The organism is Patescibacteria group bacterium (assembly GCA_028707065.1).
GTDB lineage: Bacteria > Patescibacteriota > Patescibacteriia > Patescibacteriales > WJLG01 > JAQTUZ01.
Genome location: JAQTUZ010000004.1, coordinates 68,243 through 90,204 on the forward strand (window position 1 = coordinate 68,243; position 21,962 = coordinate 90,204).

At 46.7% G+C, this 21,962-nt stretch carries 16 protein-coding genes; 11 read left to right on the top strand and 5 right to left on the bottom strand.

Translation table 11 applies throughout. The features are described from left to right. The first annotated feature begins 9 nt into the window (after nucleotides 1–9). Complete coding sequence (locus PHE24_02505; GenBank protein ID MDD4901985.1) at nucleotides 10–795, top strand: inositol monophosphatase; 786 nt, start codon at nucleotides 10–12, stop codon at nucleotides 793–795. A 1,958-nt stretch (nucleotides 796–2,753) separates the two neighbouring features. Here the strand turns inward: PHE24_02505 and uvrA are convergent. Beyond that, a complete protein-coding gene (uvrA, locus tag PHE24_02510; GenBank protein MDD4901986.1) occupies nucleotides 2,754–5,681 on the bottom strand; it encodes an excinuclease ABC subunit UvrA in 2,928 nt (975 codons plus the stop codon). A gap of 279 nt (nucleotides 5,682–5,960) precedes the next feature. Between uvrA and PHE24_02515 the strand changes: the two genes are divergently transcribed. From PHE24_02515 to PHE24_02525, 3 genes are all read left to right on the top strand, one after another. Next, nucleotides 5,961–6,890: a hypothetical protein gene (locus PHE24_02515; protein MDD4901987.1), complete on the top strand. Its 930-nt coding sequence runs from the start codon at nucleotides 5,961–5,963 to the stop codon at nucleotides 6,888–6,890. Nucleotides 6,891–7,053: 163 nt separating this feature from the next. Next, nucleotides 7,054–8,298 carry a hypothetical protein gene (locus tag PHE24_02520; GenBank protein ID MDD4901988.1) on the top strand — a complete coding sequence of 415 codons (1,245 nt, stop codon included), beginning with the start codon at nucleotides 7,054–7,056 and terminating at the stop codon, nucleotides 8,296–8,298. Nucleotides 8,299–8,416: 118 nt separating this feature from the next. Next, nucleotides 8,417–8,824 carry a hypothetical protein gene (locus tag PHE24_02525; GenBank protein MDD4901989.1) on the top strand — a complete coding sequence of 136 codons (408 nt, stop codon included), beginning with the start codon at nucleotides 8,417–8,419 and terminating at the stop codon, nucleotides 8,822–8,824. 44 nt (nucleotides 8,825–8,868) lie between these two features. Here the strand turns inward: PHE24_02525 and PHE24_02530 are convergent, their stop codons facing one another. From PHE24_02530 to argS, 3 genes are all read right to left on the bottom strand, one after another. Beyond that, nucleotides 8,869–10,008: a DUF362 domain-containing protein gene (locus PHE24_02530; GenBank protein ID MDD4901990.1), complete on the bottom strand. Its 1,140-nt coding sequence runs from the start codon at nucleotides 10,006–10,008 to the stop codon at nucleotides 8,869–8,871. A gap of 182 nt (nucleotides 10,009–10,190) precedes the next feature. Further along, complete coding sequence (locus tag PHE24_02535) at nucleotides 10,191–11,615, bottom strand: glycine--tRNA ligase (protein ID MDD4901991.1); 1,425 nt, start codon at nucleotides 11,613–11,615, stop codon at nucleotides 10,191–10,193. Nucleotides 11,616–11,925: 310 nt separating this feature from the next. After that, entirely contained in the window at nucleotides 11,926–13,662 is a 1,737-nt protein-coding gene (gene argS / locus PHE24_02540; GenBank protein ID MDD4901992.1) for an arginine--tRNA ligase, read from the bottom strand. 183 nt (nucleotides 13,663–13,845) lie between these two features. Between argS and PHE24_02545 the strand changes: the two genes are divergently transcribed. The 7 genes from PHE24_02545 (at nucleotide 13,846) to PHE24_02575 (ending at nucleotide 20,793) form a co-directional block, all read left to right on the top strand. After that, the gene (locus PHE24_02545) at nucleotides 13,846–14,487 is read left to right on the top strand and encodes a phosphoglycerate mutase family protein (protein ID MDD4901993.1); all 642 of its coding nucleotides are present in this window, start codon (nucleotides 13,846–13,848) and stop codon (nucleotides 14,485–14,487) included. A 192-nt stretch (nucleotides 14,488–14,679) separates the two neighbouring features. Beyond that, on the top strand, nucleotides 14,680–15,558 hold the full coding sequence (locus tag PHE24_02550; protein ID MDD4901994.1) for a hypothetical protein: 879 nt from the start codon (nucleotides 14,680–14,682) through the stop codon (nucleotides 15,556–15,558). A 137-nt stretch (nucleotides 15,559–15,695) separates the two neighbouring features. After that, on the top strand, nucleotides 15,696–16,082 hold the full coding sequence (locus PHE24_02555; protein ID MDD4901995.1) for a response regulator: 387 nt from the start codon (nucleotides 15,696–15,698) through the stop codon (nucleotides 16,080–16,082). A 75-nt stretch (nucleotides 16,083–16,157) separates the two neighbouring features. Continuing rightward, a complete protein-coding gene (locus tag PHE24_02560) occupies nucleotides 16,158–17,492 on the top strand; it encodes an ABC transporter substrate-binding protein (protein ID MDD4901996.1) in 1,335 nt (444 codons plus the stop codon). A 242-nt stretch (nucleotides 17,493–17,734) separates the two neighbouring features. Then, on the top strand, nucleotides 17,735–19,531 hold the full coding sequence (locus PHE24_02565) for an ATP-binding protein (protein ID MDD4901997.1): 1,797 nt from the start codon (nucleotides 17,735–17,737) through the stop codon (nucleotides 19,529–19,531). A gap of 309 nt (nucleotides 19,532–19,840) precedes the next feature. Beyond that, a complete protein-coding gene (locus PHE24_02570; protein MDD4901998.1) occupies nucleotides 19,841–20,218 on the top strand; it encodes a response regulator in 378 nt (125 codons plus the stop codon). Nucleotides 20,219–20,454: 236 nt separating this feature from the next. Then, nucleotides 20,455–20,793, top strand: a complete 339-nt coding sequence (locus PHE24_02575) for a hypothetical protein (GenBank protein ID MDD4901999.1) — start codon at nucleotides 20,455–20,457, stop codon at nucleotides 20,791–20,793. Between the two features lie 129 nt (nucleotides 20,794–20,922). On the opposite strand, the gene PHE24_02580 is transcribed toward PHE24_02575, so the two are convergent. After that, nucleotides 20,923–21,891: a sigma-54 dependent transcriptional regulator gene (locus tag PHE24_02580; GenBank protein MDD4902000.1), complete on the bottom strand. Its 969-nt coding sequence runs from the start codon at nucleotides 21,889–21,891 to the stop codon at nucleotides 20,923–20,925. Nucleotides 21,892–21,962: the final 71 nt, after the last annotated feature.

A 21,962-nucleotide genomic window follows, 5' to 3' on the forward strand; every position in this document is an offset into this window, starting at 1 on the left:
TTCACTTAAATGAATATTGATCGGCAAATTAAACAAATCGCGATCAACGCGGCCAAACAGGCCGGTAAGGCTTTGAGCGCGGAATATTTCCGCTTCAATCGGGCCGACGTCCAGATGAAATCGCGCTTTGAAATTTTGACCCGGGCGGATCTTTTGAGCGAGGAAATTATTTTAAAAGAGATCAGGCGTAATTTTCCGCATCACCATATTTTGTCCGAAGAAACCGGCGATAATAAAGCGGTGTCGGATTATTTTTGGATCATTGATCCTTTGGACGGAACCACTAATTTTTTCATGCGCGATCCAATGTGGTCGATCTCGATTGCCTTGGCTTATCAAGGCGAATTGATCTTGGGGATTGTTTACGCGCCGATCTTGGGTGAATTTTATCTGGCCGAAAAGGGTGAGGGCGCAACCTTGAATGGTCGATCAATAAAAGTTTCCGATATCAGTAAAAATCAGGTAGTTAATTTGTTTTGTCATGGTCATAATGATCCGGCCATAAAAAAGGCCGTGAAATATTATACCTATCAGAAAATTCATGGTTTTGATTCTCGGCAGATAGGATCGGCCGCGCTGGAATTGGCTTATACTGCCGGAGGCCGGGTTGAATCGATCTCGATTCCGGGCGCTGATCTTTATGACGTGGCTGCCGGCGTGCTTTTGGTCAAAGAAGCGGGCGGAAAAGTGACTGATTTGAAAAATAAGGAATGGACAATTGCCAGTCAGGACATGGTCGCTTCTAATGGCAAGGTCCATCAGGATGTTTTGGGTGTTTTTAAGAAAATCAGCTAAAGACCTTAAGGCTCTTGACAGCTTTTTTGATTTGTAATATAACACAATTAAGTGGGTGAATTCCCTGTTTAATGGTGTTAGTCGAAGCAGTATGGGCTTTGCTCGAACGAAGCAATCGTTTTGGCAAAGCCCTTTTTTTTATCAAGCGAAGCGAGCGAAATAATCCCGCGACAGCGGAGATTATTTCCGAGCGAGCGATGATAAATACTTCGTCCGGCGGCACGCGAGGATACCTTTCAGAAAAGATGGGTGCGGGGATTGCCTTGCGCTTGATACCATTCGTTTGTTATAATTATCTTGGTTCATTCAGCCCCTTTTCTGGCATGAAAAGGGATATCCGCATTTCAACCCCTTTAAAGAGAGGTGAATTATGCTTCACTTTACCATCGGCCAAAACATTGGCCCTCCGGCGATCATAGTCGCCAAAAAAACAGCGCGCATCAAATAAGAAAAAAGTGCGTGGTGTTGGTCGGGTTCTGGCTAAGCGAAGCAATCGCTTGGACAGAACCCCCTATTTTTTTACACGCTTGATCGGTGGAAAAAAATTGCTACAATTATATTCTGTTCCTTTGCTCATTATTATTTAAATTTATCTAAATATTATCCCCTGTAAAAAGGGGAGTTGGCAATAAACCTTCCACTTTCAAAAATAGAAAGGACAACCGTCTATGATTGTATCGATCAGCACGTCACAAGCGGCCGCCAAAACGCAAACCGCATGAAGAAGCCGGCGTTACCAATGAAAGGGGAAAAAGATGAGGCATAAACACCCTCTGCCAAGGGATTCTCCCTAGGAAAATAGTGTCGGAATATATCCGATAGTTAGGGCAAATTCGGCGGAAGCAAGACTAAGGTCTTCGCTTCCGTTTTTTAAAATGTGGTATTGACAAATTTTATAGAATGTGATAATGTTAAAATACGAACGTTGAAAAGATTATAGCCGGTTTTAGAGCCACTGGGAAGGCGTCCCAATGGTTTTTTGTTCCACCTTAACTATCCCAACCCAGCGCGGGTGCCGGATAATAGAAAGAGAAAGCATACATTCGCCGCCTGTTTTCATTGTTTCGGTAAACACATTTTCTCAACACGGGCCACGGACCTACTGTGGACACAGGAAGCAGTGGGGCCAGTTCTGTACCGGCAGGAACTAAAATACTTGTCCGGACATTGTTGCCTGCACTCCCCATCGGGACCCCGCACGGGCGGTAAACCGAGGCTCCAGGCAACGCGATGCGCAATCGACAATCGCCGCCACCAACGACATCATTTCCTGCGGCGACGCGCAAAACCTCGTTCCTTTAATGCGCGCTACGTTCTGTCGATATGAAGAACGAGCAATTCCAACCACGAAATCCAATCCCGGGCTAACGTGACATTGGCCCAAAGGAAAGGGACATCATGCGAAGAAAATTCGCCTATGAAAGTCGAGCAGCGCCGCAGGCACTGACATCCTGAATCTTCAGGGGCAGCAACCTGCAAGGCTGACTGTCTACGATAGCATACGGGAGCGAGATTGATCTAATCAACTCGCTCCTTTTTTAATATCCAATATCAAATAATAAATATCAAAAAAATATTATAATATTTAAATATTTTTTAATATATCGGTTATTTGATATTGGATATTTAAAAACGCCGGCATTGCGCCAGCGCTTTTTAGTTCGGTCACAATCTCGCATTGCGGACTGCGACCGAACAGATAAATTAATTTCCTTATAGCGAGCATTGAAAAATTTCCGTTAAAGCACGCAGCGTAGAAGCCGTGCAAAATCGCGTTGTTTGAGGAGGCGCCGCGCCGACGAGTATAGCGATTTTGCTAGGCTTCCTAGCGGAGTGATAGGAAATTTTTCCTGCGAGCAGTTTTTTGCGCCACTTTTTTTAAAAAAAGTGGCAAAGATTTTGCTAAAAATTTAAAATAAAAAACGTCGGCTTTTTTGAACCGACGTTTTTAATTTATTTTAATTTATAATTTTCGATAGGTATTGCCCGGTATAGCTTTTTTTCACTTTGGCAACTTGCATTGGCGTGCCTTGGGCGACGATTTCGCCCCCCTTGTCGCCGCCTTCCGGGCCGAGGTCGATGATCCAGTCGACCGATTTGATCACTTCCATATTATGCTCGATGATTAGGACCGTATTGCCGCGATCGACCAATTTATTCAGAACTTCCAAAAGATTCTTGATATCGTCAAAATGCAGGCCGGTGGTCGGCTCATCCAAAATGTAAAGCGTGCGGCCGGTGGCGCGGCGGGATAATTCCGTGGCGAGCTTAACGCGCTGGGCTTCGCCGCCGGACAAGGTCGTGGCCGATTGGCCGACTTTGATATAGCCCAAACCGACTTCATTCAACATGGCGATCTTCTGGTAGATGGCCGGGACATTTTCGAAAAAAGTCATCGCTTCCTCGATCGTCATATCCAAAACATCGTAAATATTTTTTCCTTTGTAGAAAATTTCCAAAGCTTCTTTATTGTATCTTTTACCGTGGCAGACTTCGCACTCGACATAAACATCGGGCAAAAATTGCATCTCGATCTGCACCAGGCCGTCGCCGGCGCAGGCTTCGCAGCGTCCGCCCGGAACATTGAAAGAAAAGCGCCCGGCATTATAGCCGCGGATCTTGGCTTCGGGCAAAGAAGCGAAAAGATCGCGGATCGGCGTAAAAGCTCCCGTATAGGTGGCGGGATTGGAGCGGGGAGTGCGGCCGATGGGCGATTGATCGATATCGATCACTTTATCAATGGCGTGCAAGCCTTCGATGCGGTCGTGTTTGCCCGCTTCTTCTTTGGCGCCGTAAAATTCATGGGATAGATGGCGGGCCAGAATATCATTCATTAAAGTGGATTTGCCCGAGCCGGAAACGCCGGTGATAGCGATGAATTTGCCGAGTGGGAATTCCACATCGATATTTTTCAGATTATTTTCGCGGGCGCCGACTATTTTCAAGGTCTGGCCGCTGCCATGGCGGTATTTCCGGGCGATCGGAATGAATTTTTTTCCTGATAAATATTGGCCGGTCAAAGATTTGGGATTGGCTTCGATTTGCGCCGGAGTGCCCACCGCGATGATCTCGCCGCCATGGATGCCGGCCCGCGGACCGACGTCGACGACATAATCGGCCGAACGGATGGTTTCTTCATCATGTTCGACAACAATCACGCTGTTGCCCAAATCGCGCAATTCCTTTAGAGTGCTGATCAATTTGGCATTGTCGCGCTGATGCAAGCCGACGGAAGGTTCGTCTAAAATATACAAAACTCCGACCAAGGCTGAGCCGATCTGCGTGGCTAAGCGGATGCGCTGGGCTTCGCCGCCGGACAAGGTCATGGCCGCGCGGTCAAGCGTCAGATAATCCAAACCGACATTGGAAAGAAATAATAATCGGGCGCTGATCTCTTTGATGATTTGCGCCGAGATCTTTTTGTCTTTGGCTGTCAGATTCTTGGAAGCCGGCAGGGCGCTGAAGAACTTTTTCGCTTCATCGATATTTTTGACGGAAATGTCATTGATATTAACCCCCTCTATCTTTACTCCCAAAACTTCCGGCTTCAAGCGCTTGCCGCCGCAGGTCGGGCAGACCAAGACGCGCATATATTTGCCGATCTCTTTGCGCACATAATCGGAATCGGTTTGCTGATACCGTCGTTCCAAATTAGGGATCACGCCTTCGAAGTTGGTCACTAATTCGCCGGAAAAGCGGTCGGATTCATAATCCATGCGGTAATCTTTTTTGCCCGTGCCATATAGCAAAATGTCTAATTGGTTTTTGGTGAAATCTTTGAGCGGCGTATTCAGATCAAATCCGTATTCTTCGCCGACCGTGCCGAGGATTCGCAATAACCAGGTTTGCGGACCGTTGATGGCGTGCGACATCGGTCTGATCGCGCCCTGCGCTAAGGTTAAATTTTTATTGATGATGGTATCGGCTTCGATTTCTAATTTGGTGCCCAAGCCGTCGCAGGAAGGACAGGCGCCGTGCGGAGTATTGAAAGAAAAATTCCGCGGCTCCAATTCGACCATGGAAATTCCGCAATCCGGACAGGCGAATTGCTTGGAAAAAATCCGCTCGTCGCCCTCCTCCTTTCCAAAGAGGGGCTGGGGGTGGTTCTGCCCCCCTCCTTTCGAAGGAGGGGTTTGGGGGTGGTTTAGCGGTGCGATAATGACCAAGCCATTGGAAAGGTCAAGCGCTTTTTCTACCGATTCGGTCAGTCGCGCCGTTTCTTCCTTGCCCGCCTCGACTCTAATTTTATCAATAATAATTTCCACTGAATGTTTTTTTTGCTTGTCGATTTCCATATCTTCCAAATCTTCCAGAGTGTAAATTTTTCCGTCAAACCGGACCGAACCGAAACCGGCCTTGGCGATCCCTTCTATTATATTGCGGTGCTCGCCCTTCTTGTCTTTGACGATCGGCGAAAGGATCATGGCCATCTGTCCGACGTAATGTTTGTCGATCTGCTCGACTATTTCGTCAACGGTATATTTTTTTACTTTTTTGCCGCAGATCGGGCAATGCGGCACGCCGATGCGGGCGTAAAGCAAGCGCAGATAATCATAAATTTCCGTGACCGTGCCGACGGTCGAGCGGGGATTATGCGAAGCGGTTTTTTGGTCGATGGAAATGGCCGGCGAAAGCCCGTCGATCTGATCGACGTCCGGCTTGTCCATCAAGCCGATGAATTGCCGCGCGTAAGCGGAAAGCGACTCGACATAGCGGCGCTGGCCTTCGGCGTAAAGCGTGTCAAAAGCCAGGCTCGATTTTCCCGAACCGGATAATCCGGTGATGACGACCAATTTGTCGCGCGGAATTTCCAGCGAAACATTTTTTAAATTATGCACCCGCGCGTTCTTGATCTTGATTACTTTGTTGTTCAAAGTTTTCGGCATAAATTTATAATTCCCCTCTTGAGAGGGGTGGTTCCGCCTCGGAACCGGGGTGTGTTAAAATCAGCGTCAGAATCTTAGATTGATTATTGTTTAACGACTATTTTTACTAAAATTTTATTATACACGAGAAAAGTAGTTGGCGCAAGGTCAAGGACCGGCAGCTGATTATCGGAGTAGCAAAGTTGACAAATTACGCCTGATATTATATATTGAGCGGCAATGGTTCTTTGACAGATAAATCGGATAAAAACAATAAAACCTAACAGAAAGAGGTGATTTATGTTCAAGAAAGGTGATTTTACCGGTTATCTTCTCAGCGTGTTGATGGGGATTTCCGCCACGGAACTTTTGACCATGAAATTTTGGGGCAGCGCCTGGTGGCAAGTGGCGATCGCCTGCGCGGTCGGGGTCATTGCCGGTTTGTTCATCGCCGATCACCGTGCCATGATCGTGATCGGTCAAAAGACGGTAAAGAAGTCAATGGCATTTTTAAAAACTGCCGGCGAATGTTGGGAAGGAAAAAAGCTGCATCAGGCAAACTGGTCGGGGCGCGGAAAAAAAATAGCCGGAGTTGCTTGGCGGATTTCTGGCGCGGTAGCGAGACTATTCTGTTTTTTACTTTTATATTCTCTGACTTCGGCAATTTTTTTCGTTTTTCTTGGACATCCTTTCAGTTACGGTTTTAATTTTATTTCCATCGGCCATATCTCGGCCGGAGCGGGCATGCCGCTTTTGTTCTTGGCGATTTCCTGGATGTGGATATGGTTTTCGCCATATGGGTCAATTGCCAATAACAATAGCAAGACGGAAGGATTAGCCCGCGAAAAAGAAATAATTTCGGAAAATTGGAGATTGTTACGTTTTTTGCCGCTTTGGTATTTAAGAATTTCTCTTTCGATACTCGTCTATCTGGGCATGATCGTCGCGGCTATTGCCCTTTTCTTCGGTAATTTTGCCGCGGAAATTTGGGGCCGCAAGAAGCTATTGTTCGTGGGCATCTGCATCGTCGCTGGCGCTCTGTTCGGAACTTGGTTAAATTATTTTTTGACCCGGCAAATATCTTTTCTGGCCGGTCTCTTGTGCGGCGGAATTATTTTCTGCGCGGGCTACGCTGCCGACCGTTTCAGAATTCCCGCGGTATCCGCGCCTTTTTTCTGGGCGCATGGTTGGCTTAAAGAAATACCCATGCCTAATGTTTTTCAATCTTGATCCGATTTTTATCATGGCCGCGAGCAATTTTGTCCGCGGCCTTTTTTATTGCGAATGCTGCGAATTTAGATGATCCGAATTGATTTTTTGATCTTTGCTCCATGCCCTTTGTTCTGTTTACCACCCTTGCTTTTCCCATAAAATAAGGGTAAATTATAGTATTATGATCATCTTTTTGTATGGCGAGGACGATTTCCGCGCCAAAAAGAAAATCCGCGAACTAAAGGATAAATTCCTGCGGGAAGTCGACAAGTCCGGCGGGAGCATCGAATACGTCGATGGCAAGACCGCGGACTTGAAAGAGATCAACGAGAAGGCGGCGACGGCTTCGCTTTTGGCGTCCAAGCGGATGATTATTATTGAGGATATTTTTTCCAACCGCGATAAGGAATTATTGCCGGAAGTGGCGGAATATTTTCGCGCCAAGGAAAAAAATAAATGGGAAAATATTGTCATCTTTTGCGACAACTCGATCAAATCAAAAAGAAAAACGGGCGGGGAGGAAATCGTCAAAGCCGATTCCGAGGGCCGCGACAAGCCGCTCGGAAAAAAAGAAAAAGAATTATTTATTTTTTTAAGCAATCCCTCGGGCAAGACAGTTTCGACAAACTCACTACAGGTCGGGACAGGGCAGAAATTTGTTCAGGAATTCAAAAAATTGAATAATAGCGATTTAAGCGCCTGGATAAAAAAAGAAATCGAGGCCAGGGGCGGGGCGATTTCAACTCGCGCCATCCAAACTCTGATCGGCCTGATCGGCTATGACCTTTGGCAAATCGACCGCGAAATTGATAAATTGGTAAATTATAAAAGTGGCGAGATTCCAAAAATTGTCTTTCCTTTGGTAGAGGCTGGAGAGAAAAAGTCCCCTCTCGAGAGGGGTGCCGAGCCCGGCGAGGCGGGGTGTGTGAAGGATGGGTCTAAAGAAATGCTGGCAAAAGCGGCAACCGCGGTAACACACCCCGGCGCTCCGCGCCACCCCTCTCGAGAGGGGAATATAATCGAACCGGAAGACGTGGAAAAATTGGTCAAGGGAAATTTTGACGATAATATTTTCGCTTTGACTGACGCAATCGGCGCGCGCAACAAAGCGCTGGCCGCCAAACTGCTGGAAGAGCAATTCGAATTGGGCGCCAACGAGATTTATTTATTGACGATGATCACTCGGCAGATAAAAATAATCCTGCAGGTTCGGCAGGCGCTTGACCTTGGCCAGTCATCGCGGCAAATAATTTCCGAGTTAAAATTAAATCCTTACGTCATCCAGAAGGCGATCGAGCAGGCCCGCCATTTCAGCCTCAATGCTTTAAAAATAATCTTTGATAAATTAGTCGAAATTGATTTCAAAATAAAAACCGGCCAGGGCGAACCGCAAGTTTTGCTGGATCTGCTGGTTAGTAAGTTTTAGGGAAAATTTTTTATGTCTCGATTGACAGATTGGATAATTGGTGCTATTATGCGCTGATAATAATTATTGTTCTTATTGTTAATTTTATTGGAAAATCGAATCAGGAAAGGAGAATCGCATGCCCGGTATTTATAAACTGGTGAGAAGTCGGAGCGGAACCAAGCTGATGTTCATTGCGACTCTGCCGCCTTTGCCTAAAGTCAAATTGACGCGGAACAAGATTGCCGAGCTGAAAAAGTTTTTACAGCAGCCGGCGATTTCTGTCTTGCGGCTCAAAGTCAGGACGGCAAATATCATTCATAATCAGTACGCCGAGTTCCTGCCGAAAAGCCGGAAAGAAGTTCTGGTTCGGGACGTTGTCGCGCTCGGCGAAAATGTTTTTTTGTCCCGCACTAATGCCGGCGCCGCGAGTTATTTGGACGTCCGCCTGGCTTTGCGGCAGCATGATCTCGATTTTGCGGAACATTTGACCGCCGACAAAAAACGTTTGTTCAGAGCCGCCATTTTCCCAATTAAGAGTCAATAAAACCGCCCCCGGATAGGAGCGGTTTTTTTTGCGGGTCGAAAGAATTATTTTTTTGTTACGGAAATATTGTTAGCCAGGCAGACTTCGTCGCAGACATAGCATTTGATGCATTTCTTTTTATTGACGGCGGGATCGGCTTTGGCCGGAAAATAGATCGCCTGCCCCGGGCAGTTAACGAGGCATTTGCCGCAGGCGGTGCAGTGCCCCAGAAATTCCGGAAACTGGCGGCCCGTTCTTTCCAGTCTTTGGGTGATTCCGGAAACATCAATCCCCAGTTTATATAAAAAAGGCAGGAATCTTTCCAGAAAAATAAGCCCGAGCAACTTGCTGTTTTTAATGAATGGCACGTTGAATTTGGATTTTACTTCGTCGATCGAATTTCCCGCGACAGTGATTTTATCCGAGTCATATTGGCCGATGTTTTTATTTTTAGCCAGTCGGATGTGCTTTACGCGGTAAGGATCAAATCCCATTACGCGGCAAGCCACGATTTCCAGCGCCAGAATGTCATTCGAAGCGATCAGGAGATCCATCCGCTTGGCCTGACCGCTGGTTGGGCCATCGCCTTCCAGGCCGACAATGCCGTCGATTATGGTAAACGCCGGTTTGATGAAAGTATTGAGATCGACGATTCCCTCGCTTAATCCCTTTTCGTGAAGTTTTAATTTCTCCTCGCCGCAAATAAAGCCTTTCAGGTTTTTCATCCCGAGCGTCACGCTGGTCTGCGAATGAGTTTTTAAAACCGGCAAATTGAAAATTTTATCGGCCTCTAATAAAAGTCCGGAAACTTTCAGGTCCTTGATCACCATGCCGTTTTGGATGCGGATGATAGTCGGCCGGTAGGTATCCAGATTGATCAGCCTGATGCCGTATTTTTTGGCCAGCATTTCGTAGCCCAATTGGCGGAAAACCGTGTTCGCGTTATAAGCAAAAGGCACGCCCTCGGCAACGATCGGCTCGGCGCCTTGCGCTAAAATTAATTTTACCACCGCTTCAACCAGACGGAGATCGGTGGTAACGCCGGTGGAAGATGGCTTGGGCACGACCAAGTTTGGCTTAATGACAACTTTGTCGCCTGGCTTGATAATTGCGCCGATTCCGCCGAATGGCGCAAAAAGCTTGGCGACATTGGCGTCAATTTCTTTTTCCGCGGTCTTTAAAATTATGACTTGAGAATTTTCCATGAAAAAGCGGCATTAGATAGCCGGTCAAACTATGCGATTTTTTTCTCAAAAGACATTTACGCTTCAAACCGGCGAAGTATTTGTCTGTGTTCGCTCGAAAATGATCTCCGCCGTAGCGGGATTATTTCGCTCGCTTCGCTTGATAACAAAATATCCGCCTCGCGGGCAGATATTTTTCACCGTTATTTCAATTTATTTTGAAAATATTCCCTTAGCTCGGCGATTTTGATCCTTTCCTGTTTCATCGTGTCGCGGTCGCGGACGGTTACCATATCATCCTTTTCAATCGTGTCAAAATCGACCGTGACGCAGAAAGGCGTGCCGATCTCGTCTTGGCGGCGGTAGCGCTTGCCCACGTTGCCGTTATCATCAAATTCGCAGGCAAAATCTTTTTTCAATTCGTTAAAAATTCCTTTGGCTTTTTCCACTAAGGCCGGTTTATTTTTTAAAAGCGGGAAGATGGCGATTTTGACCGGCGCGATTTTAACGGGAAATTTCAGAACGATTCTGGTTTCTTCTGCAACCGAACCACCCCCAGACCTCTCCTTAGAAAGGAGGGGAGATTTATCCGGCGCGTTTATTTTTTCTTCAGTGTAAGCGGCAAGCATTGCGGCCAATAAGGCGCGATCAAGGCCGAAGCTTGGTTCCAAAACGTGCGGGACGAATTTGCGGCCGGTGGCCGAATCGGTCCAGCTTAAGTCCTGGCCGGAATTTTTGGCGTGCGCCGACAGATCAAAATCAGTGCGATTAGCCAAGCCGGATAATTCGCTCCAGCCAAACGGAAAATTATATTCCAAATCCACAGTTTTTTTAGAATAGTGCGAGAGTTTTTCTTTCGGGTGCTCGAAGCGATGCAGGTTTTCTTTCTTGACGCCGAGAGCGTAATAAAATTCTTCCTGCAAAGCTAACCATTGATCAAATAATTCTTCCCATTTTGCCTCCGGGTCGAAGAAATATTCAATTTCCATCAGATCGAATTCTCTGATGCGGAAAATAAAATTGCGGGTGACGATCTCGTTGCGGAAAGCTTTGCCGATTTGGGCGATGCCGAAAGGAATTTTGACGCGGGTGGAATCGCAGATATTCTTGAAATCGACGAAGATCGCGCCGGCGGTTTCCGGCCGCAGATAAACCGGGCCGTCAAAACCGTTCATCTCAGTTTTAAACATCATATTCAAAAGACGGACTTCGGTCCAGTTGGATTTGCCGCATTCCGGGCATTTTTGTCCCTGTAAAGCTTCGGTCATGGCGGCGAGATTGCCTTCCAAATCTTTGCCGGTTAATTCTTTGACCAGATGATCGGCGCGAAAACGATTCTTGCATTCTTTGCAATCGACCATGGCGTCATTGAAACCGGAAGTATGGCCGGAAGCTTCCCAAACTTTGGGATGCAGTAAAATCGGGCCGTCCAGGCCGACGATATCTTCGCGCTCTTCGACGAATTTTTTCCACCAAAGATCCTTGATATTCTTTTTCAATTGCGCGCCATATGGGCCGTAAGAATACGCCGCGGAAAATCCGCCGTAAATCTCGCAAGCCGGCCAGACAAAGCCCCGCCGTTTGCAGAGAGAGACAATTTTTTCCATTAAGTCGTTTGATTCAGACATATTGAATGAATTTTTAAATTTTATAATTTTTAAAGAATTTTTAATGATTAATTTTTAAAAATTAAAGCTTATTTAAAAATTACAAAATTATAAAAATTAAAAATTACCGATTTTGCCCCGTCGCAGTCTCCGCCGCGGGACTGCGACGTTGTTGCCACTAGCGCAGCAGTCCCCTGCGGGAGACTGCTGCATGGCAAGAAGGGGGTAAGTTAATTTAGCTAATTTTGCCCCGTCGCAGTCTCCGCCGCGGGACTGCGACGTTATCGCCACTAGCGCAAAAAATTTATAATTTATAATTTATAATTGATCCCTACATTTCCTCCACCGTCTCAATCCCTAATAAATTTAAACCATTCTTTATAACTTGCGCGACCGAACTTAATAATGCCAGGCGGGCGAATTTTATTTCTTCCTCGACAGCTTGCAGAACCGGCACGGCGTGATAATAATCATTAAGCATTTGGGCGACCTCATAAACATATTTGGCGATCATCGACGGATCATAATCCTTTCCCGCCGCCGCCACGATTTCCGGATAAACCGCCAATTTTTTAATCAGCGCGATTTCTTTCTCTTCAACCAACTTTTCAAAATTTAAATTTTTTGTTTTTTGTTTTTCATTTTTTACTTTTCTCAGGATGCTTTTGATTCTCGCGTAAGCATACTGGATATAGGCTGAAGTATAGCCTTCCAGCGACAAAGCTTTGGCAATATCAAATGTGATGATGCTCTTGGCGCCGACCTTGAGCATTTCGAATTTGGCCGCGCCCAAACCGATCTTCAGGGCATTCTCTTTTATTTTTCCTTCCGGCCAATCATCGTGGCGCTTTTTGGTTTCCGTTTCGCATTTGGCCAGCAGATCATTTTTCAATTCCAGATAAGTGATGACATTGCCGGTGCGGGAAGCCATCATTCCCGAAGGCAATTTGACAAAATCAAACGGCAGATGAATTAATTTTTCCTTGAAGCCGGAAGCGGCCAAAATTTTAAATAATTGCCGGAAATAAAGTTCCTGGCGGATATCGACGACATAGATCGATCGCGACGGTTTATATCTTTGGTGTTTTTCTTCGGCCAAAGCCAGATCGCCGACCGCGTAAGAAGCCGTGCCATTGGAACGGATCACGACCAAAACTCCCAGGCCGCAATTTTCCAAGTCGGCGATGATCGCGCCTTCGGACTCGCGCAGGATACCTTTCTTTAAGAGTTCTTTAACTTTTTCCTTGCCGCGTTCGACAAAATCGCTTTCATATAGTATATCGTCAAATTTAACTCCCAAGTCGCGATAGATGAGATCAAATTGGGCAATGCTCCAGAGCCGGGTTTTTTTCCAGAGTTCATATTCTTCGCCGCTTCGGTTTTCAATTTTCTGTTTCCAGCCGGCGATCATCTGTGCCGCCACCGGATCATCCTTTTCTTTATTAGACGCGTCAACGTACATTTTTCCCAAAAGAAAGCCGCGCTCGGCTTCGGGCAGGGCTTCGATATTTTTGCCGCCCAATTTTTCACGAATAAAGGCTGCGTAATCCCAAAGCGCTTTGGCCACGTGAATGCCAAAGTCGTTGACATAAGAGATTGGCACGGCCTCAAAACCGTTGGCGTTCAAAATTTTGGTCACCGCGTCGCCATAGCAAATGTTGCGCAGATGGCCGACATGATATTCCTTATGCGTGTTGACGTTGGAAAATTCCAAGACGATTTTTTCTTTGGCCCCGGTTTTGTTGCGCCCGAATTTTTCTTCCTCTTTATCTATTTCAGTGATGACATTTTTTACCAGATTTTTTTTATCCAGGAAAAAATTCAAATACGGACCCGCCGCCTTGGCGCCGATGATCGTCTCGTTGAATTTAATGCCGTTCAGGATCGCTTCGCTTACTTCGTTAGGGGTTTTGCCGGTTTTTTTCGCCAAAGCAAAAAGCGGGATTCCCAGATCGCCGAATTCCGGTTTGGGCGGAATGATCAGATCGTCCGCCGCTGCCAAGTTTTCTCCCAAAACCGCATTAATATTGGCAACTATTTCTTCTTTGATTTTTTCCCAAGCGTACATGGTCGTTTTTCCAAATTTTTGAATTATAGCTTAATTTTACGGGAAAAATAGCGTTTTGGCAAGGACAAACCAATTACAGATTACAAATTACAAATGACAAATTAAATTGTCGAATTTATCCAATTATTGCTATAATTGAAGCACGATAATTTGTAATTTGTAATTCCTAATTTGTAATTTTATATGAACGATACTCTCATCACTTTCGTCCGGCACGGGAAAAATAAGATGGGCACGGACACCACGCCCTGGCATGCCGGACCGGGATTGAATCCGGACGGCCGCAAGCAATCCGACAAAACCGGCCGTTACTTGAGGCACTTTGCTTTTGATCTGGTTTTGTCATCCGACATGAAACGCGCGGCCGAGTGCGCGAAGATCATCTGCCGCTATCAGAAAAAAATTACGCCGGATAAAATCGTTTTCGCCCGCCAATTGGCTGAGCATGACGAAATCGTTTACGGCTATACCCACAAAACCAAGATCACGCCGGACGGCGAATGGGATAAAGCCCGGACGACCGTGAAATTCTTCCAAGAAATTTTGAAAAAATATCAGGGCAAGAAAATTTTGATCATCACTCATGGCAATGTCATCCGCGCGCTACTGGGCGCGGCGCTCGGCTATCCTTTGCATTATTCGCCGGAAATAAATTCTTTCAATTGCTCGCTGACCACGATCGCCTTGCGCGGCTCGCGGCTGCGGGCGATCTTTCATATCAATCATACCGATCAGCTCGGCGAATTTCCCTTCCTCGAGCGTTTGGAATCGGTGAAGTTCATTTCTGATTATTCCAAATTGCTAAAGGACGGCGAGGTCCAATAAAATTTTTTCGGTAAGGGAATAATTAATCCCCCTGCCCGGGCGGGGGGATTTTTAGTCCTTGGCTTAGGAAAAGGGGGTCGCTGAAAAGTTTGACGATAATTTGTTTTTTTGTTAAAGTAATTATGCTTTTTTTAACAGGATCGATCATTAAAACAAACCAGGCCTTAAAAAAATCAGGGAAAGGAAATAATAATGAAAAGAACATCGATCAGTCCGCAGGTTGGGATATTAATAAGGCGGGCCGATAGCTTGAAATACAGCAAGCCCAAAAAGGCTTTAAAATTTCTCCGGCGAGCGAAAAAATTCAATTCCCCGAAGAACATCGTTATTTTAGGGATTGAAACTCAATGCTTGCTGGGGTTGAAAGAATTCAAGGCGGCCGAAATTGTCGCCCGAAGAGCAACCCGCCTGGGGGGCGATATGGTTAATTTCGGCTTGCTGGCCCAGGCTCTGCTGTTCCGGGGGGAGCTTGAGCAGGCTGAAATCGCCGTCAACAAAGCAATTCGCTTGGGCGGCGGCGCGGTCAGTTTAGGCCTGCTGACTCAAATTAAGCTGATTCAAGGCAAATTAGATGAGGCGGAAAACATCGCCAACCAAATAATCAGCCAGAAGGGAAATTCGGATTCAATCGGATTCAATATCTTGGGGGAGGTGTTAAGAAAGAAGAAAAAATACGAGGAGGCGCTGGCGGTTTTAAGCAATATCGCTGAAAAAGAAAAAAATTATCACGATTGCCTCTGTGCCGCTTATTGCCTGATGCATTTAAGGCGATTTTCCGAATCTTTGGCTCAATTCAAACAAGCGGAAGAATCGCTGTCGCGGAGCAAAAATGGTTATTTTGATTCCCAAATCAGGTTAAACGCCGGTTATGTGTTTTTGTGCGAAACAATGTTCCAGGCCGGCGAACCGATTGAGAAAACATTTTTAGAAACCGTAAAAAATGCCAGCCAATGGCTGAAGGAGAAGGCGAAAGACAAGAATATCGGCAAACATCAGGTCCGTGATCTAAGTTCCGCTTTGCGGATCGCGGCCAGCAGGAAATTTGGGGAATTATTAGAAGTCCGGCATTAGACGCTGGGCTTTTTTATTTTTTTCTTTTTTTGTGCTATTATTAAACTAACCAGGCTTGGTCCGGTTTTTTACCGGTGCGGCCAGCCGGGGCAAAAAATTATCGATTAAACTAATAAATCAACAAGGAAAATATCTCTATGCCCACTCAAGGTAAAATATTGCTGGTCGAAGACGACCCGATGGTGATCAGAATGTATCAAAGAAAATTAACCCTGGAAGGTTTTGATCTGACTCTGGCTTTTAACGGCGAGGAAGGATTGGTGGCGCTCGCCAAAGACCGGCCGGATCTGGTGCTCTTGGATATCATGATGCCCAAAATGGACGGCTTTGAAATGCTGAAAAAAGTAAAAGCCGATCCGGCCCTGAAAGATATTCCGGTGGTGATCCTCACCAATCTGGGCGACCGCTCGGAAGACGTCCAAAAAAGCAAAGAATCCGGGGCTGATGATTATTGGGTAAAAGCCAATATGCCCTTGAAGGAGCTGATCGATAAGATCAGAATAATCATGGATAGAAAAAAATAAACCGATTATCCGAGAGAAGCGGCGGATAAAAAAATTGCCGAATTTAAAAAATAATTTAAATAAAATAAAAAACCTATGACTAACAAAAAAACAATTCTTACGATCGTGATCGCCGTGATCATCGTCTTGATCGTCGGCGGCTTGGCAGCTTTTTATCTGCTGCCGAAAAAGCAAGCGGCGGTAACGCCAACGCCGAAACAAGAGATCAACGCCTTGACTTTTTATGATTGGTGGACCTCGCCCGGAGAATCGGCGGCGTTAAACGCGCTGGTCAATATCTTTATTAAAAAATATCCGGACGTGGCGATCATGCCTACCTCGGTGATCGGCGGAGCGGGTTATTCAATGCTGGGGATCATCAAGCCTTTGGTGACGGCCGGGCAGGCGCCGGACTCTTTTCAGATGCACGCGGGATACGAAGGCATGCCTTATTACAAGGCCGGTCTCTTGAATCCGGTCGATGATATCTGGGCTAAGGATCAATTGGCCGAGGTCATTCCGAGCGTGGTGCAGGATATGAATAAATTCGACGGGCATTATTATTCCGTGCCGGTGGATATCCATCGGGTCAATATCGTTTGGTATAATAAAAAGCTGCTGGAAAGAAATAATATCGAGCCGTTAAGCCTGGCCAGTTGGGACGCGTTTTTTGCCGCTTGTGATAAATTAAAGACCGCCGGAATAAGCTATCCGATCAGCCTGGGCGAGTCATGGACTGCTTCCCATGCTTTCGAGCAGATCGTGGCCAGCCAAGGAATTGATTTTTATCAGGATTGGGTGAACGGCAAGGTCCTCTCGGCGGACGATCCCAGGCTCTTATCTGCCCTGGGCACTTTCAAAAAATATTTGAGTTATGTTAATCCGGATTATGCCAAGATGACTTGGAACGACGCGACCGGGCGGGTAATCGCCGGGGAAAGCGCTTTCAATATCATGGGCGACTGGGCGAATCAGGAATTCAAGCTTGCCGGCAAGAAATATGGCACGGATTACGGGACAATTGCCGTTCCGGGAACGGAAAGCGTTTACGGCCTTTGCATTGATACTTTCCAGCGGCCGAAGAATATCGCTCATCCGACCAATGCCGATCGCTGGCTGGATCTGGTCTCCTCCAAAGAAGGCCAAGACACTTTCAATCCTTTGAAGGGTTCGATCTCCGCCCGCACCGACGCTGATATTTCCCAATATGATGCTTATCAGCAATCAGCCATTTCGGATTTCTGGAAAGCGAAATACATGTTTCCGAGCGTGGTTCATGGCTCCGGGGCGCCGCAATCTTTCAAGATCAAGCTGGGAGACATAATCGCCGAATTCCTCGCCAACCAGGATGTAACCAATACGGCGATGGCCATGACCAATTATTCGGCGGTGATCAATGATGAATACACCATTGCCTGGTCGCTGAAATAAATATTTTCTCCGTCAGCCGGGACGCGATCTTGGCGCGGGAGAAGAACCGAGGATAAGCAAGATGGTTACAAAATTATTTTTGCTGCAATTTGTCTTTTTCGGCCAATACTTCGTCAGAACTGCGCAAAATGATTTTCACCGTAATGCTATTACGGTTTCAAGCCATTTCGCTTGTCTTCCTCGTCTTGGCCGAATCCCGAATTTAATTCGGGACGCTTAAAAATAGTTTTGTAACCATCTCAATGAATCTTTTTCTGAAAATTTTTTTCAAATCGCTGGCAACGAAAATAATTTTGCTTACCACGCTTTTGCTGGTGGTGATTCTTGGCGTCCAGACGGTTCTTTACGTGCGGACGGAAACAAAAAATTTGGAAGATGTCCTCATTAACAACAAAAAAGATTTCGCCGAACTTTTGGCGATAAATTTCGGCGCGGCCCAGTCTTTGGGCGGATATGCTTTTCAGGCCCAATTAGTTGAAGATAGCGGAAAAACCCAAGACACGGTTTACACCAGATTCGTCAAACCCACCGGTGAAATTTACCTGTCCAATATCGTGGCTGAAAGAGGCCAATTTCTTAAAGATAATGCCATCGACGCGAAACAAACCATGGTTCAGGACGCGGTCTATCAGGGGGAAAAAATAAAAGTGGTGATTTCCCCCAGCCCCGGCGGCTATACGACCTGGCTGGGATTTTCCCTTAAATCAATTCAGGCGGCCGTGAACGTCACCATAATTTCCCGGGCCATGCTCTCGGTCATTATTTTGCTGGCCGGCGCTGTTTTCGCTCTCCTTTTGGCTCTTTATCTGACGAAAAATATCCGCGTGCTGAAAAATGCCGCGGAAGAGATCACTAAGGGCAACTTGAAAGTCAAAACGAACATCAACACCCGAGATGAGATCGGCGATTTGGCGCGAAGCTTCAATCACATGACGGAAAGATTGCTGCAGTCCCGCACTAACTTGGAAGGGAAGATCAAAGAACTTTCCGAAGAGCACGGCCGCATGTCTTCCTTGGTGGAAAGCGTCAAACTCGGCGTGATCATGGTCGACTTGAGCCTTAATGTCATTTTGGCCAACTCGGCCGCGAAGAAAGTTTTAGGCGGACCGGACGCCAAAGAAATAACTTTCAGGGACGTGTCGGAAAAAATAAAAGGCAGCGTTGATATCTCCCAGGCCCTGAGCTATTATGTTCATACCGGTACGCCGCTCAATATCCAGGAAGTGATGATCGGCGAGAGCTACTTCCGGCTCTTTATGTCGCCGGTGCGCGATATCATCGAGCAGGTCTTCATTGGCGCCGTGGTCGTCATGGAAGATATTACCGAGCAGAAAAAATTGGATAAGATGAGAACCGAGATCGTTTCTATCACTTCGCACCAATTGCGCACTCCTTCGACGATCATCAAGGGCAATTTGGAGATGGTTTTGGGCGGCGAAGTGGGGGAGATCACTAAAGACCAGCGCGAACTGCTTGATGATACTTATTTGGGCAATCAAAGAATGATCCGGCTGATCAATGATCTGATGGACGTGGCCAAGATCGATGAAGGAAAATTCAAGCTGGCTCTGGAGCCGGCTCAGCTTGAGGAGGTGGTCGCGGAAGTGGTTAAATTGATCGCTCCTTTAGCCAAGGAGAAGCATGTTACTTTGACCTATGATCATCCGGCCACTCCGTTCCCCCCGGTAAAGGTCAACCGCCAAAGGGTGTTGCAGGTCGCGCAAAATATCATTGATAATGCCATCAAATATTCAAGCAATGGCGACAAGGGACAGGTGCTGGTGATGATCCAGGAAGGGTCTAAATTTTTGGAACTGATCGTTAAGGATAACGGCATCGGCATTCCCGAAGACGAGCAGGATAAAATGTTCGAGCGTTTTTCCCGGGGTTCGAATACCACCAAGCTTGATCCGGGAGGAGGATCAGGCCTTGGCCTTTATATCGCCAAAGCGGTTGTGGAGCAGGGCGGGGGCAGGATCTGGTTCGAGTCAAAAGAAAATGCGGGAACGACTTTCCACACCACTTTCCCTTACGCTTGAAGCTCCGAAGAAAGCGAGAACGCGATATTTTGCGTTCCGGCAAAAAAGGGGGCTACGAAAGAGAACTCGATTAAAGTTTTTTTAATTTGAATTTATTATCAAGCGAGCGAGTGAAATGATCCTGCGCCTCGCGGAGATCATTTCCGAGCGAGTGCCGATAAAGATTTCGTCCGCTTGCGGCGAGGATATCCTTTAGAAAAGATGGGTGCAGGGTTCTACCCTGCGGTTGAATATCATTTATTTATTTTTTATCAGTTTGTCGCGGGGAAGATTTTACCAACGATTCCCCGGGCAAGACTAAACCATAAAATGCCCGAAGCGCTAAAAAAAATTCTGATCGTTGAAGACGAAAGGCTGATCACCAAGCCCCTGGCTAAGAAATTGCAATTCGCCGGTTTCGAGGTCAAAGCCGCTTATGACGGAGAGGAAGCGCTGGCCGTTTTGGAAACCGAAAAATTCGACCTGATCCTTTTGGATCTGCTGATGCCCAGGGTTGACGGTTTTGACGTTCTGACCGAACTCAAGAAAAGAGGGGATCTGACGCCGGTGATCGTCGCCACTAATTTGAATCAGGAAAAAGACGTTTCCCGGGTTTTGGAATTGGGAGTCACCAGCTATTATGTCAAATCCGACACCACTTTGGACGAAATAGTCGAGAATGTAAAACGGGCGCTGAATATCGGTTGAGAGCGATTGCCCGGCAATTTTGCTAAAATATTCAGCCGCGGCCTAAATTTTTTTGCCATGCGATTTTTTTGCCATGCGGCAGTCTCCCGTTTTTTTGCCATGCGGCAGTCTCCCTTAAGGGGACTGCCGCTATTTTATCCGCGATACTGAATACTTGACTTTTTTTCTTAATATAGTATGGTAGCGGGAAAGGCCAAGGAAATTTTTTCGTTAAACTATCAAAGAGGAGGTAGAAAATGGAAAGTACATTAGCCACGTTGTTTTTAACAGGTTTATTCTGCTTAGCTGCCGGGTTCTTTGTTTTCAACCGGACGATAGGCAAGCCGGTTGCCGATCCGGATATCGATGGCCTTCTTTACATGGTTTTATTCGGCGTGATGGGCTTTATCGGCTATAGCGCTCATTTCCAGCACCATGTCGTTTTTAACTTTTGGCCGCAAAAGATTATGATCTTTTTGGCCATCTATATCGCCCCGGTCATTTGCCTGATCTTTTTGGCCCGCCTTGCCTATATTATTTATTCAGATGTGCGCAGATATAAAAGGCGTAAAAAAGCGCTGGCGGAAAAACCATAGGATTGAAACGACGCAAATTTTCAAGAACCGTTCAAAGATGGCTTTGAGCGGTTTTTTTCATGGTAGAATTTATTGATAAAAAATAAAAAGGCCCGCGCGGAATCCGGGCAGGCCTTGACTCGATGAAATTCAATTTGAATCGCCGAGCGAATCGATAAAAGTTTCCAAATCGTTCTCCTTGATTTTCCTCTTGAGAATGGTGGGAGAAATTTCCGCGATCTTCGCCGCCGCGGCAAGGTTGCCACCGGCTTGGCGCAGGATATCGCGCAAATATTTCTTTTCCGCCTGACGCCAGGAAGGGAAATTCATATCTCCGACTCCCGCGAGATACGGTTCGATATGTTCCGGCCCGATATTTTTTTCTTCTCCTGAAAAAAATACGGCGCGATCAACGGCATTCTTCAGCTCGCGGATATTTCCCGGCCAATGATAGCCGGTCAATACGGCCAGCGCGTCAGGCGAGAAATTCTTCCCCGCTTTTTCCTCGTGGAGAAAATATTCCGCCAGCAGACGAATGTCTCCGCTTCTTTCCCGTAACGGCGGAATTTTGAAAGTGATGGTATTGAGCCGGTGATACAGATCCAGGCGCAATTTGCCTTTTTTTACCGCTTGGGCCAGATCGGCGTTCGTCGCCGCGATGATCCTGGTATTAACTTCAATCTCCTTTCTCCCGCCGACGGAGCGGTAGGTCTTTTTTTCCAGGATGCGCAGGAATTTTACCTGCAGCTCGTGGCACATATTGGCCACTTCATTGAAGAATAGCGTTCCCTGTTCGGCGATTTTTACCAGTCCCGCCTTTTCTTCCTGGGCGCCGGTAAAAGCGTCGCCGGTATGGCCGAATAATTCCGCCTCCGACAGATTGAAGGTCAAAGCCCCGCAATCCACCGGCACGAAAGCATAGCCATTACGGCCCAAACCGTGAATATATTCGGCCAAATGATCTTTGCCCGCGCCCGTTTCCCCCAAAAGGAGGATGTTGGCTTCGGTAGCGGCGGCTTTTTGCGCGAACTCGCGCATTTGTTCCGCCGCTTTGGATTCGCCGATCAGCACAACCCGCTGGCGGGGCTTTTCCGAATCTGATTGATTGATTGGTTCCATTCTTTTCTCTTTCTATCGCCTTGTTAACAGCCGCCTCGTTAACAGCGCGTTTTTTAATTAGATCGGAAGAG